This window comes from Kocuria rosea subsp. polaris (assembly GCF_001483755.1).
Lineage (GTDB): Bacteria > Actinomycetota > Actinomycetes > Actinomycetales > Micrococcaceae > Kocuria > Kocuria cellulosilytica.
Map to the genome: position 1 here is coordinate 286,445 of NZ_LQBK01000004.1, position 12,699 is coordinate 299,143.

A 12,699-nucleotide genomic window follows, 5' to 3' on the forward strand; every position below is an offset into this window, starting at 1 on the left:
AGGACGGTCGGGCGCGGGAGGTCAGGCCGCGACGGGCTGGGCCGCGCCGAGGGCAAGCTTCTCGAGGGTCTTGCGCCAGCGGCAGAAGAGCCTGGTCTGGTTCCAGGCGAGCACGGCGACCGGCTCGTTCCCGGAGTAGTAGACGGCCAGCAGGGAGTCCTGGTCCGGGCCGCCGTGCTCGTAGGCCACGCGGTCGGCGCGCGAGGCGTCGCCGGCGAACTGCAGCCGGGTGCCGTACTGGTCGGACCAGAAGTACGGTGGCTTGACCGCGGGCAGCCCGGCCCGGTCGACGCCCAGCAGGGCGCCCACGGCCACCGCCGGGCGCTCGGCGGCCCCGGTCCAGTGCTCCACCCGGTGGTGGCGGCCGGTGCGCGGATCCCACCACGCGGCGCAGTCCCCGACGGCGACGACCCCGGGGATGCTGGTGGCCCCGACGGCGTCGCAGAGCACGCCGTTGCCCAGCTCGATCCCGGAGCCCTCCAGCCAGGCGGTGTTCGGCACCGCGCCGATGCCCACGACCACCACGTCGGCGGGCAGCACCCGTCCGCCGGCCAGGCGCACCGCGCTGACCGACCCGCCGGTGAGCTCGAAGTCCTCGATGTCGACTCCGCAGACCAGTTCCACCCCGGCGCGTTCGTGCAGTCCGGCGACTGCTCCGCCCAGCTCGGTGCCCAGGGGCCCGCACAGCGGGGTGGGGGACTTCTCGAGCACCGTGACCTCCAGGCCGAGGGCGTGAGCGGTGGAGGCGACCTCCGCACCGATGAAGCCGGCGCCCACGACCACGAGCCGCCGTCCGTGAGCCAGCAGTCCGCGCAGCTTCTGCGCGTCGGCGAGGGTGCGCAGGCTCACCACGTTCGCGGCGCCGGCGATCTGCGGCAGCGACCGGGGCGAGGCACCGGTCGCGATCACCAGGCCGTCGGCGCGCACCGAGCGCCCGTCCTCCAGGTGCACCAGGCGGGTGGTCGCATCGAAGGACGCCGCCCGAGTCCCGAGGACCCACTCGGCCTCCAGGGCCTCGTCGTCGGTCTCCAGGGCGAGGTCCTCGATCCCGAGCCGGCCGGCGAGGAAGTCCTTGGACAGCGGCGGGCGGTCGTAGGGGCGCTGAGGATCATCCCCGATGATCACCAGCCGTCCGGCGAACCCGAGGCTCCGGGCGGCCCGGGCGGCCGACAGGCCTGCCAGTGACGCTCCGACAATGACGAGGGACTCCATGGGGGGACCCCTTTCCGATCTGTGGTCTCCAGTGAGCCGGAGCAACGACGACGGAGTTCTCGGTCTCCGCCCTTCTGTGCGTGTCGTGCAACACGGTTCACGATGTGAGGATCAGCGTGAACCTCGTCACCGGCTCCGTCAAGGGGTCCCGTCGGTTCGGCCCGAGAAATTCACACTGCGTCCCTTTGCGACTCGGCGCAGTGGTCCGGACGGCGCACATCTCTTGACAGCGTCGGGAACGTGTCCCCACGCTTGTTGCACATTGCAACGCCTGTTGCTCATGGTGAGCCAGTTCGGCCGGAGCGGATGCGCTCGGCACGGCAGGCCCGTCCTCCTCAGGAAAGGATCCGATCCGATGCACAAGGCCTGCCCCCTCAAGGACCTCGCACCCGGTGACGCCCTGCGCCTCGACACCGTCCCGCCCATCGCCGTGTTCCACACGGAGGAGGGCGAGCTGTTCGCCCTCGACGACACCTGCACCCACCAGGACGCCTCGCTCGCCGACGGCTGGGTGGAGGACTGCGAGGTCGAGTGCCCCTTGCACGCGTCCAAGTTCAACCTCCGCACCGGCGCGGTGGACGCACCCCCGGCCAAGCTGCCGGTCCGAACCCACAAGGTGGCCGTTGTGGACGGCGACATCATGGTCGAGGAGTCGAGTGAGGCACCGAACCTGCCTCCCGGGCTCACCGCCCACGGCCACGAGTCCCAGTCGAACTGAACCCCGGTCGACCCCCGCACGACACCCGCAGGTCAGGAGAACCATCCATGAGCACCACCCCTCGCGTCGTCATCATCGGCGCCGGCATCGTCGGCACGAACCTCGCCGACGAGCTCGTCCAGCGCGGCTGGACCGACGTCACCGTCATCGAGCAGGGCCCCCTGCCCCTGCCCGGCGGCTCGACGTCGCACGCGCCCGGCCTGGTCTACCAGACGAACCCGTCCCGGGCACTCACCCGCTTCGCGCAGTACACGGTGGAGAAGCTCGTCTCCCTGGGCTGCTTCAACCAGGTGGGCGGCCTCGAGGTGGCCACCACGCCGGAGCGGCTGGAGGAGCTCAAGCGCAAGGTGGGCTACGCGACGTCGTGGGGGCTCGAGGGCCGGCTGCTCACTCCCGAGGAGGTGCTCGAGCAGCACCCCCTGGTCAACCCCGAGATGGTCCTGGGCGGCTACCACGTCCCCACGGACGGGCTGGCCCTCGCGGCCAAGGCGGTGCAGGTGCTCGTCGAGCGCACCTCCCGCGCCGGCGTGACGTACTGCGCGGAGACGACCGTCACCGGCATCGAGCGGTCGAACGGCCGCGTGACCGGCGTGACCACGTCCGACGGGACCGTGCCGGCCGACATCGTCGTCTCCTGCGCCGGCTTCTGGGGCCCCGCGATCGGCGAGATGGCCGGCATGCCGTGCCCCATCCTGCCGCTGGCCCACCAGTACGTCTTCACCTCCGCGGTCCCGGAGCTGGTCGGCAAGCACGACGCCCCGAACGGCGCGACCCTGCCGATCCTCCGGCACCAGGACGCGGACCTCTACTACCGGGAGTGGGGGGACCGGATCGGCATCGGCTCCTACGCGCACCGACCGATGCCGGTGGATCTCTCCGACCTGCCGCACTACGCGCCCCGCGACATCGCCCACGACCGGATGCCCTCCCGCCTGGACTTCACGCCCGAGGACTTCACGGAGCAGTGGGCCGAGAGCCGGCGCTTCCTCCCCAGCCTGCGCGGCAGCGAGGTGGCCGAGGGCTTCAACGGCATCTTCTCCTTCACTCCGGACGGGGGGCCGCTCATCGGCGAGTCCCCGGACCTCGCCGGTTTCTTCGTGGCGGAGGCGGTGTGGGTCACCCACTCCTCGGGCGTGGCCAAGGCCATGGCCGAGCTGCTGGTGGACGGCGTCCCGGAGACGGACCTGCACGGCTGCGAGGCCACCCGGTTCGACGACGTGCAGCTCTCCCCGGAGTACGTCGAGGAGACTGGCCGGCAGAACTTCGTGGAGATCTACGACGTCCTGCACCCGCTCCAGCCACGGGAGTCGCCGCGCAACCTGCGGGTCAGCCCCTTCTATCCCCGGGAGCTGGAGCTCGGCGCGTTCTTCCTGGAGAGCCACGGCTGGGAGCGCCCGCACTGGTACGAGTCCAACGGCGCGCTCCTGGAGCAGCTGCCGGAGGAGTGGCGGGAGCCGGAGCGCGAGCCGTGGGCGGCCCGGTACCACTCGCCGATCGCGGCGGTCGAGGCGTGGAAGACCCGCACCGCCGTGGCGATGTACGACATGACCCCGCTCAAGCGCGTGACGGTCGAGGGGCCGGGCGCCGCCGCCCTGCTGCAGCGGCTCACCACCGGCAACATCCTGCGCAAGCCGGGCGCCGTGACGTACTGCCTGCTGCTGGACGAGAAGGCCGGGATCCGCAGCGACATCACCGTGGCCCGGCTCGATGAGAACCTGTTCCAGGCCGGCATCAACAGCAGCGTGGACGTGGCGTACCTGTCCGCCGAGGCGAGCGGGCAGAGCGCCGAGGACCCCGCCGCCTGGGTCGTGGTCCGGGACACCACGGCCGAGACCTGCTGCATCGGCCTGTGGGGGCCGAAGGCCCGGGAGGTCATGGCCAAGGTCTCCCGGGACGACCTGTCCAACGAGGGCCTGAAGTACTTCCGCACCAAGCAGATCCGGGTGGGCGGCCTCCGGGTCACCGCGATGCGCCTCTCCTACGTGGGGGAGCTCGGCTGGGAGCTGTACACCACCGCCGACCAGGGGCTGCGGCTGTGGGACCTGCTGCACGAGGCGGGCCAGGAGTTCGGCATCGTCCCCGCGGGGCGCGCCGCCTTCAACAGCCTGCGCGTGGAGAAGGGCTACCGGTCCTGGGGCACCGACATGACCACCGAGCACACCGCCCTGGAGGCCGGCCTGGACTTCGCCGTCAAGAAGGACAAGGGCGACTTCGTGGGCTCGGAGGCCGCGGCCTCCGACGGCCAGGTCCGCCGCCGGCTGCGCTGCCTGACCGTCGACGACGGCCGCTCCGTGGTCCTGGGCAAGGAGCCCGTGTACGTGGACGGCACCGCCGCCGGCTACGTCACCAGCGCGGTCTTCGGCCACACCGTGGGCCGGCCGGTCGCCTACGCCTGGCTCCCGCCGGAGCTCTCCGAGGGGGACGGCGTGGAGATCGAGTACCTCGGCGAGCGCGTCCCCGCCACGGTCAGCGCCGAGCCGCTCGTGGACCCCGGCATGGAGCGCATCCGCGGCTGAGGCCCCTGCCGCCGCGGCCGGCGCGTGCACCGCTCCGGCCGCGGCCCCTGGTCCCGACCTCGGGACTCCCCAGTACGACTTCTGTGATCGAGCACCGTTCCCGGTGCCGACGACGACGAAAGGCAGTTCCAGCATGCACAAGGTCAAAGGCGTGGTGTCGAAGGGCAAGAACCAGCCCGTCAGCGTGGAGACCATCCTGGTGCCCGACCCGGGTCCCGGGGAGGCGCTGGTGGACGTGCTCACCTGCGGGGTGTGCCAGACCGACCACCACTACGTCGAGGGCGGGGTCGGCGACGACTACCCGTTCCTGCTCGGCCACGAGTCCTCGGGCGTCGTCTCGGCGGTCGGTGAGGGCGTGACGGAGGTCGCCGTGGGCGACCACGTGATCCTGAACTGGCGCGCGGTGTGCGGGGAGTGCCGGGCCTGCCGCAAGGGCGAGCCCTGGTACTGCTTCGCCACCCACAACGCCACCCAGAAGATGACCCTGGAGGACGGCACCCCGCTGTCCCCGGCCCTGGGCATCGGCTCGTTCGCGGAGAAGACCCTGGTCGCGGCGGGTCAGTGCACCAAGATCGAGGCCGACCTCGAGCCGCACCAGTACGCGGCCGTCGGGCTGCTCGGATGCGGGGTGATGGCCGGAATCGGTGCCGTGCTCAACACGGGTGCCGTCCAGCGCGGGGAGTCCGTGGCCGTGATCGGCTGCGGGGGCGTCGGGGCGGCCGCGATCGCCGGGGCCGCCCTGGCCGGGGCGACCACGATCGTCGCCGTGGACCTCGACGACGAGAAGCTGGCCACCGCGCAGAAGTTCGGTGCCACCCACACCGTCAACTCCCGGAACTCCGACCCGGTGGAGGCGATCCGGGAGCTCACGGGCGGGTTCGGCGCCGATCTGGTGATCGACGCGGTGGGCATCGCGCCGACCTTCAAGCAGGCCTTCGAGGCCCGTGACCTGGCGGGGCGGATGGTCCTGGTGGGCGTGCCGGCCCCGGGGACCACGTGGGAGATCCCGCTGGACGAGGTGTTCGGCCGCGGCGGTTCGATCAAGTCCGCCTGGTACGGCGACACCCTGCCGTCGAGGGACTTCCCGATGCTGGTGGACCAGTACCGGCTGGGCCGGCTGGACCTGGACGGGTTCGTCACCGAGCGGATCGGCCTGGGCGACGTCGAGGAGGCCTTCGCGAAGATGAAGGCCGGCACCGTCCTGCGCTCCGTCGTGGAACTGGACCGTGCCGGGACCGGCGCGGAGGAGCGCGGCGCGGAGACCGGTGCGGCCGCACCGGCCGGAGCGGTCCGATGACCGCGCGGCAGGCCGCCCAGCAGCGCACCGACGCCTCGGGCCGGGTCCGGGTCGAGCATCTGGTGACCGCCGGGACGTTCTCCTTGGACGGCGGCACCTGGGAGGTCGAGAACAACGTCTGGATCGTGGGCGACGACGAGCAGTGCCTGGTCATCGACCCGGCCCACGACCCGCAGAAGGTCGTGGACGCCGTGGGCGGCCGGGCCGTGGCGGCCATCCTGCTCACCCACGGCCACGACGACCACATCCGCGCCGTCGCCGAGGTCGCCGAGCAGCTGCGGGCCCCGGTGCACCTGCACCCGGACGACACGATGCTCTGGGAACAGGTCCATCCGGCCCGTCGTTTCGACCGCATCATCCGCGACGGAGACGTCTGGACGGTGGGCGGGGTGCGCCTGACCGCACTGCACACCCCCGGCCACTCGCCCGGCTCGGTGTGCTTCTGGGCACCGGGCCTGGGGGAGGGCGGGGTGCTGTTCTCCGGGGACACCCTCTTCCAGGGCGGTCCCGGCGCCACCGGCCGCTCGTACTCGGACTTCCCCACGATCGTGGACTCCATCCGGGAGCGGCTGCTCGTCCTGCCGGAGTCCACGGAGGTGCTCACCGGCCACGGGGACCCCACCACGATCGGCGCGGAGGCGCCCCACCTGCAGGAGTGGATCGACCGCGGTCACTGAACAGGAGGAGGCCGGTCCGGGTGAGCGCCCGGAGCGGAACGACCGATCCCCCGCGGAGGCGAGAGCCTCCGCGGGGGATCGGTCGTCATCGGTCCCGGGGGCGGCTCAGCGCAGGACGACCGTCCGGTTGCCGTGCAGGATGACGCGGCCCTCGCAGTGCCACTTCACGGCGTTGGACAGGGCCTTGCACTCGGTGTCGCGGCCGGCGGCGACGAGGTCCTCCGGGCCGTGGGTGTGGTCCACGTCCACGAGCTGCTGGGCGATGATCGGGCCCTCGTCGAGCTCGGCGTTGACGTAGTGCGCCGTGGCGCCCACGGTCTTCACGCCGCGCTCGTAGGCCTGGTGGTACGGCTTGGCGCCCTTGAAGCTGGGCAGGAACGAGTGGTGGATGTTGATCACCCGGCCCTCCATCCGGGTGGCCAGCGAGTCGCTGAGCACCTGCATGTAGCGGGCCAGGACCACGAGGTCCACCTCGAAGCGGTCCACGAGCTCCAGCAGGCGCGCCTCGGCGGCCGGCTTGGTGTCCGGGGTGACGGGCACGTGGAAGAACGGGATGCCGTGCCACTCGACCAGTCGCTGGTGGTCCCGGTGGTTGGAGACCACCGCGACGATGTCCACCGGCAGGTCCCCCGTCCGGGCCCGGAAGAGCAGGTCGTTGAGGCAGTGGCCGAACTTCGAGACCATCACGAGCACGCGCCGCTTGGCCCCGTGCTCGTTGAGCTCCCAGCGCATGCCGAAGCGCTCGGCCACCGGGGCGAGGGCCGTCCGGAGGGCCTCCGGGTCCAGGCCATCGCCCGTGGCCGGGGCCACGTGCACGCGCATGAAGAAGTGCCCGAGCCGGCGGTCGTCGAACTGGGTCAGTTCCACGATGTTGGCGCCGTGCTCCAGCAGCACGCCGCTGACGGCGTGCACGATCCCCGGCTTCTCGGGGCAGTCGAGGGTCAGCACCAGTTCCGTCGTGGCGGGAACGGTGCGCACCGGCTCCGGCCGGAGTCGCTGGTCAGCATTCGATGACGTTGACGGCCAGTCCACCACGGGAGGTCTCCTTGTACTTGATCTTCATGTCGTTGCCGGTCTCCCGCATGGTCTTGATGACCTGGTCGAGGGAGACCCTGTGCTCGCCGTCGCCGTGCAGGGCCAGGCGGGCGGCGTTGACGGCCTTCGTGCTCGCGATGGCGTTGCGCTCGATGCAGGGGATCTGCACCAGCCCGCCCACCGGGTCGCAGGTCAGGCCGAGGTTGTGCTCCATGCCGATCTCGGCCGCGTTCTCCACCTGGTCGGGGGACCCGCCCAGCACCGCGCACAGTCCCGCGGCGGCCATGGAGCAGGCGGAGCCGACCTCGCCCTGGCAGCCCATCTCCGCGCCCGAGATGGAGGCGTTCTCCTTGATCAGGATACCGACGGCGGCCGCCGTCAGCAGGAACTCCACCACGCCGTTCTCGTCCGCGCCGGAGACGAACCGGGTGTAGAAGTGCAGGACGGCCGGGATGATGCCGGCGGCGCCGTTGGTCGGGGCGGTGACGATCCGTCCGCCGGAGGCGTTCTCCTCGTTGACCGCCAGGGCGTAGAGGTTGATCCACTCCATGGCGTGCAGCGGGTCGGGGACCGGCCGCCCCGTGGCCGTCGCGGTGGCCTCGGCCTCCCGGAGCCGGGCCCGCAGGTCCGGTGCCCGGCGGCGGACCTTCAGCCCGCCGGGCAGCCTGGCCTCGGTGCGGGTGCACCCGTTCTCCACGCACTGCTGCATCACGTCCCAGATGTGCAGCAGCGCCGCCCGGGTGTCCTCCTCGGAGCGCCAGGAGGACTCGTTGGCGAGCATGATCCCGGCGATCGACATGCCCTCCCGCCGGCAGTGCTCGAGGAGCTGGCCTCCGGTGGTGAACGGGTACGGCACCGTGGTGTCGTCGGCCACGACACGATCCGCGCCCGTGGCCTCACCGTCGACCACGAAACCGCCGCCCACCGAGTAGAAGGTCCGCTCCCGCAGCAGCTCGCCGGCCGCCCCGTGGGCGAAGAACGTCATGCCGTTCGGGTGCGCCGGCAGGGACCTGCGGCGGTGCATGACCACGTCCTTCGGCCGGTCGAAGGGGACCGGGTGGGTCCCCGCCAGGCACAGCTGCCCCCGCTCCGTGCTGACCCGCACCTGCTCGTCGGCCGTGTCGGTGTCCACGGTCTCCGGGTCCGCGCCCTGCAGCCCCAGGATCACGGCCTTGTCGGAGCCGTGACCGTGGCCGGTCGCGCCCAGGGAGCCGAACAGCTCGGCGCGCACCCGGGCCACGGACTCCAGGAGGCCGTCCCTCCTGAGGCCGTCGGCGAACAGCGCCGCCGCGCGCATCGGGCCCACCGTGTGGGAGGAGGAGGGCCCGATGCCCACGGAGAACAGGTCGAGGACGCTGAGCGCCATCAGGGCACCTCGGGAGCCGAGAACTCCGTCATCGCGTCGAGCAGCCACCGGGCGGTGTACTCGGCGAAGGAGGACCGCGGCATGATCCGCCAGGTCAGCTCCGCGGTCCGCCACAGCAGCACCTGCACCGGGCCCAGGGTCGTGGCCACGGCGGTGCCGACCGCGAAGGACCGCGGGTGCAGGTCCAGGTGGCAGCTCTTCTCGAGCACGGCGCGGGCCGAGGGCCCGGACAGCTCGAGCGTGGTGCGGTTGGCGGACAGGTCCACGGCCTGTCCGGGCTCGGTCCCGAGGGCCCGGGCCAGCCCGGCGGCGGTGCCGGCGTCGTCGGCGCCCGCCTCGCGGAGGTCGCTTCCCGCGGGGCCGATCTCCGCGGGCCCCACGCCCTCGGGGCCGACGAGCAGGAACTCGTCGGGGCCGATCCACAGGATCGCGGTGGCCTCGGCGGCGCCGCTGACCTGGCCGTGGCCGGCCGGCAGGGGCATCCCCGCCGCGGCCGCGACCGCCTCGGCGGCGGGGGTGCCCGGCGCCACCCGGATCCCGACCATGGTCAGGAAGGGGATCTCGCGCAGGGCCACGCCGCGCTCACCCGTCACGGTCTGCTCGTGCATCGGCTGCGCGAGGTGGGCCAGCGGGCTGCGGCGCAGGGCGGTGGTGTCGGTCAGGAGCTGCTCAGCCATCTCGGCGGTTCCCTTCGGGGTCGTAGAGCACGGGTTCTGCGATGACGACGTCCACGAGTTGCCCGTCGAGCGGGGCCTGGAGCGTCTCACCGATGCGGTTGCGGCCGTTCTCGACCAGGGCGAGACCGAAGGTCCGGTCCAGGGCGGCGCTGCGGTAGCTGGAGGTGACGTGCCCGACCATCGGCACGGGGCCCTCCTGCGGGGTGATGGGGGTGCCGTGGTCGACCAGCTGGGCGCCCTCCGGCAGCCGGAACGTCCGGTCCACCGGCAGGACCGCGACCAGCTGCTTGCGGTCGGGGCTGGTGGCGGACGGGCGGTCGTAGGAGCGCTTGCCGATGAAGTCCTTGGTCTTGGACACCACCCACTCCATCCCCAGGTCCTGGGGGGTGACCGTGCCGTCGGTGTCCTGCCCCACGATGGGGTAGGCCTTCTCCGCGCGCAGCACGTGCATGGTCTCGGTGCCGTAGGGGGTGATCCCGAACTCGGCGCCGGCCTCCGCGACGGCCTCCCAGACGGAGAGCCCGTACCAGGAGGAGACGTTGATCTCGAAGGCCAGCTCCCCGGAGAACGAGATCCGGCAGATCCGCGCGGGGACCCCGGAGGCCAGGACCGTCTCGCGGAAGGCCATGAACGGGAACGCCTCGTTGGACACGTCCAGGTCCGGGGCGAGCGCGGCGATGACGGCACGGGACTTCGGGCCGACGACGGCGACGGTGGTGTACTGCTCCGTCACGGACGTGAAGGTGACGTCCAGCTCCGGCCACTCGGTCTGGGACCACTCCTCGAGCCATTCCAGGACCTTGGCCGCACCGCCGGTGGTGGTGGTCATGAAGTACCGGTCCTCGTCCAGGCGCAGGGTCACGCCGTCGTCGAAGACCATGCCGTCGGGGGTGCACATGACCCCGTAGCGGCCCATGCCGGGCTTGAGCTTCTTGAAGGCGTTGGTGTAGACGCGGTTGAGGAACTCCCCGGCGTCCTGGCCCCGGATCTCGATCTTGCCCAGCGTGGTGGCGTCCATGAACCCCACCGATTCGCGGACGGCCGCGCACTCGCGCAGCACGGCCGCGTCCATGTCCTCCCCGGCCTGGGGGTAGTACCAGGGCCGCTTCCACTGCCCGACGTCCTCGAACAGGGCCCCGTGCGCCACGTGCCAGGGGTGGACCGAGGTCAGCCGCGCCGGGTCGAAGAGCTCACCCTGCCGCCGCCCCGCCAGGGCCTTGAAGGCCACGGGGGTGTAGGGGGCGCGGTAGGTGGTGGTGCCGATGCCGCCGACGTCGGTGCTGTTCAGCGCGGCCGCGATGACTCCGATGGCGTTGACCCCGGAGGTCTTGCCCTGGTCGTTGGCGGTGGAGATGGAGGTGTAGCGCTTGACGTGCTCCACCGACCGCATGCCGGCGCCGGTCGAGCGCAGCACCTCGGCGACCGTCTGGTCGCGCTGGAAGTCCACGAAGTGGCGGCTCCAGTCCGACGGCTCCCCGTCGGGCCCGGGCACCAGCCACAGCGGCCGGACCGGGGCGAAGGCCTCCGCGGCGGCGGCCGGCTCCTGGGCCGAGGTGTCGAACCCGGCGCGGCAGGCGGCCTCGGCGCCGGCGCGGGCGCCCTGGCCGAGGCATCCGGTCAGGTCCAGCACGCCGTTGACGGACCCCGCGGTCTGCTGGTCGCGCACCGGCAGGGCGGGGACGAAGGCGGCGAGGTCGTCGTTCCAGGTCAGCTTGCCCTGCCGCTGGCTGTGCAGGTGCACCACCGGGGTCCACCCGCCGGAGACCGCCAGCAGGTCGGCGTCCACGGTCGTGGTGGGACCGGTCAGCCGGCCGTCCTCGTCGATCCCGCTGAGCGTGACGGCGCTGACGCGCCCGTCCGCGCCGTCGCCGGCGGTCTCCACCACGGCGCTGCCGGTCCACACCTGCACTCCCGTGCGGGCGGCGGTGCGCTCGGCGGCAGCGGTGAGCTCGGGGCGCGAGTCGACCACGCCCGCGACGTCCACGCCGGCGGCGACCAGGTCGGCCACCACGGCGTAGACGGAGTCGTTGGTGGTGGCCGCCACGACCCGCGTGCCGGCGGCCACGGCGTAGCGGTTGAGGTAGGTGCGCACCGCGCCGGCGAGCATGACGCCGGGGCGGTCGTTGTCGGTGAACACGATCGGCCGCTCGTGCGCGCCGGTGGCGAGCACCACCTGGTCCGCCCGCACGTGCCAGATCCGCTCCCGCGACACCCCGGCGCCGGGGGCGGTGCCCAGGTGGTCGGTGCGCCGCTGGACGGCGACGACGTAGTTGCTGTCGTAGTTGCCGAAGGCCGTGGTGCGGTGCAGGACCGTGGTCTCGGGGGCCTCCCGGAGGGCGGCGAGGGTCTCGGCCACCCAGTCACGGGCGGGCATGCCGTCGACGGTCTCGTCGCGGCCGGACAGCAGGGACCCTCCGGCCTCCGGCTGCTCGTCCACGAGGATGACCCGGGCCCCCGACTTCGCGGCCTCCCGGGCCGCGGCGAGGCCCGCGGGCCCGGCGCCGACGACGAGGACGTCGGTGTGCACGTGCTTGTGGTCGTAGATCGCCTCGTCCTCGGCCGGGTCGAGCTGCCCGAGCCCGCGCAGGTAGGACGCCTCCAGCCCGTCGGTCAGCTCCACCGTGGTGGCCGGGAGCATGGACTCGGCCACGTCGGCCTCGGTGCGCGCGGCGACCTTGACCAGCGCGTTGGGCTCCTCCACGCCGGCGGACATGATCCCGCGCGGACGGCCCAGGTACATCGAGTCGCCGCAGCGGATGCGTCCCGCGGCCAGCAGGGCCGAGGCCAGGGTGTCACCGGCGTACCCGGTGAACTCCTGTCCGTCCACGGTGAAGCGCACCGTCGAGGTGCGGTCGATGCTGCCGGTCGCGCTCTGCTGCGCCGGCAGGCGGTGGGACTGAGTGCTCACTTGACGCCTCCGATCTCGGGCTTGGGCTCGCCGATCCTGTAGACGGCCTTGATCTCATAGGTCACGGTGTCGCGGACGACGTTGAACCAGCGGCGGCAGCCGACGGCGTGGGCCCACCGCTCCGCGATCAGGCCCTTGGGGTTGTTGCGGTAGAAGAGGTACTCCGCCCACTCCTTGTCGGAGAGCTGGGAGGGGTCCTCGGGATAGGCCACGTGGGCCTCCCCGCCGTACTGGTACTCGGTCTCGTCGCGCGGCCCGCAGTGGGGGCACTCGATCAGCAGCATGGTGTTCCG

The 12,699-nt window shown here is 72.3% G+C and carries 10 protein-coding genes; 4 read left to right on the forward strand and 6 right to left on the reverse strand.

Annotated elements, in window-relative coordinates; translation table 11 throughout:
• Nucleotides 1-21: 21 nt before the first annotated feature.
• Nucleotides 22-1,212, reverse strand: coding sequence for an NAD(P)/FAD-dependent oxidoreductase (locus AVL61_RS03755; RefSeq protein ID WP_058873000.1), 1,191 nt, complete (start codon nt 1,210-1,212; stop codon nt 22-24).
• A gap of 355 nt (nt 1,213-1,567) precedes the next feature.
• Between AVL61_RS03755 and AVL61_RS03760 the strand changes: the two genes are divergently transcribed.
• The 4 genes from AVL61_RS03760 to AVL61_RS03775 all read left to right on the forward strand — a co-directional run bounded on the left by AVL61_RS03760 (nt 1,568) and on the right by AVL61_RS03775 (nt 6,420).
• Nucleotides 1,568-1,930, forward strand: a complete 363-nt coding sequence (locus AVL61_RS03760; RefSeq protein WP_058873001.1) for a bifunctional 3-phenylpropionate/cinnamic acid dioxygenase ferredoxin subunit — start codon at nt 1,568-1,570, stop codon at nt 1,928-1,930.
• A 47-nt stretch (nt 1,931-1,977) separates the two neighbouring features.
• The gene (locus AVL61_RS03765; RefSeq protein ID WP_058873002.1) at nt 1,978-4,446 is read left to right on the forward strand and encodes a GcvT family protein; all 2,469 of its coding nucleotides are present in this window, start codon (nt 1,978-1,980) and stop codon (nt 4,444-4,446) included.
• Between the two features lie 133 nt (nt 4,447-4,579).
• Nucleotides 4,580-5,743, forward strand: a complete 1,164-nt coding sequence (locus AVL61_RS03770; RefSeq protein WP_058873003.1) for an S-(hydroxymethyl)mycothiol dehydrogenase — start codon at nt 4,580-4,582, stop codon at nt 5,741-5,743.
• Nucleotides 5,740-6,420 carry an MBL fold metallo-hydrolase gene (locus tag AVL61_RS03775; RefSeq protein WP_058873004.1) on the forward strand — a complete coding sequence of 227 codons (681 nt, stop codon included), beginning with the start codon at nt 5,740-5,742 and terminating at the stop codon, nt 6,418-6,420. The genes AVL61_RS03770 and AVL61_RS03775 overlap by 4 nt, the downstream gene beginning before the upstream one ends.
• Nucleotides 6,421-6,525: 105 nt before the next feature.
• Here AVL61_RS03775 and purU read toward each other — a convergent pair whose 3' ends face one another.
• From purU to AVL61_RS03800, 5 genes are read right to left on the reverse strand one after another with little or no spacing between them, the layout of a single operon-like run.
• Nucleotides 6,526-7,398: a formyltetrahydrofolate deformylase gene (gene purU / locus AVL61_RS03780; protein WP_058873005.1), complete on the reverse strand. Its 873-nt coding sequence runs from the start codon at nt 7,396-7,398 to the stop codon at nt 6,526-6,528.
• 22 nt (nt 7,399-7,420) lie between these two features.
• Nucleotides 7,421-8,821: an L-serine ammonia-lyase gene (locus AVL61_RS03785; RefSeq protein WP_058873006.1), complete on the reverse strand. Its 1,401-nt coding sequence runs from the start codon at nt 8,819-8,821 to the stop codon at nt 7,421-7,423.
• The gene (locus AVL61_RS03790) at nt 8,821-9,498 is read right to left on the reverse strand and encodes a sarcosine oxidase subunit gamma (RefSeq protein WP_058873007.1); all 678 of its coding nucleotides are present in this window, start codon (nt 9,496-9,498) and stop codon (nt 8,821-8,823) included. The genes AVL61_RS03785 and AVL61_RS03790 overlap by 1 nt, the downstream gene beginning before the upstream one ends.
• The gene (locus tag AVL61_RS03795) at nt 9,491-12,406 is read right to left on the reverse strand and encodes a sarcosine oxidase subunit alpha family protein (RefSeq protein WP_058873008.1); all 2,916 of its coding nucleotides are present in this window, start codon (nt 12,404-12,406) and stop codon (nt 9,491-9,493) included. The genes AVL61_RS03790 and AVL61_RS03795 overlap by 8 nt, the downstream gene beginning before the upstream one ends.
• Nucleotides 12,403-12,690, reverse strand: a complete 288-nt coding sequence (locus tag AVL61_RS03800) for a sarcosine oxidase subunit delta (protein WP_058873009.1) — start codon at nt 12,688-12,690, stop codon at nt 12,403-12,405. Before AVL61_RS03800 ends, AVL61_RS03795 begins: the two co-directional genes overlap by 4 nt.
• Nucleotides 12,691-12,699 lie beyond the last annotated feature (9 nt).

Coding starts and splice junctions, on each gene's coding strand:
- AVL61_RS03800 (WP_058873009.1), bottom strand. CDS start 12,690: ATGCTGCTGATCGAGTGCCCCCACTGCGGGCCGCGCGACGAGACCGAG.
- AVL61_RS03790 (WP_058873007.1), bottom strand. CDS start 9,498: ATGGCTGAGCAGCTCCTGACCGACACCACCGCCCTGCGCCGCAGCCCG.
- AVL61_RS03770 (WP_058873003.1), top strand. CDS start 4,580: ATGCACAAGGTCAAAGGCGTGGTGTCGAAGGGCAAGAACCAGCCCGTC.
- AVL61_RS03775 (WP_058873004.1), top strand. CDS start 5,740: ATGACCGCGCGGCAGGCCGCCCAGCAGCGCACCGACGCCTCGGGCCGG.
- AVL61_RS03785 (WP_058873006.1), bottom strand. CDS start 8,821: ATGGCGCTCAGCGTCCTCGACCTGTTCTCCGTGGGCATCGGGCCCTCC.
- AVL61_RS03760 (WP_058873001.1), top strand. CDS start 1,568: ATGCACAAGGCCTGCCCCCTCAAGGACCTCGCACCCGGTGACGCCCTG.
- AVL61_RS03765 (WP_058873002.1), top strand. CDS start 1,978: ATGAGCACCACCCCTCGCGTCGTCATCATCGGCGCCGGCATCGTCGGC.
- AVL61_RS03755 (WP_058873000.1), bottom strand. CDS start 1,212: ATGGAGTCCCTCGTCATTGTCGGAGCGTCACTGGCAGGCCTGTCGGCC.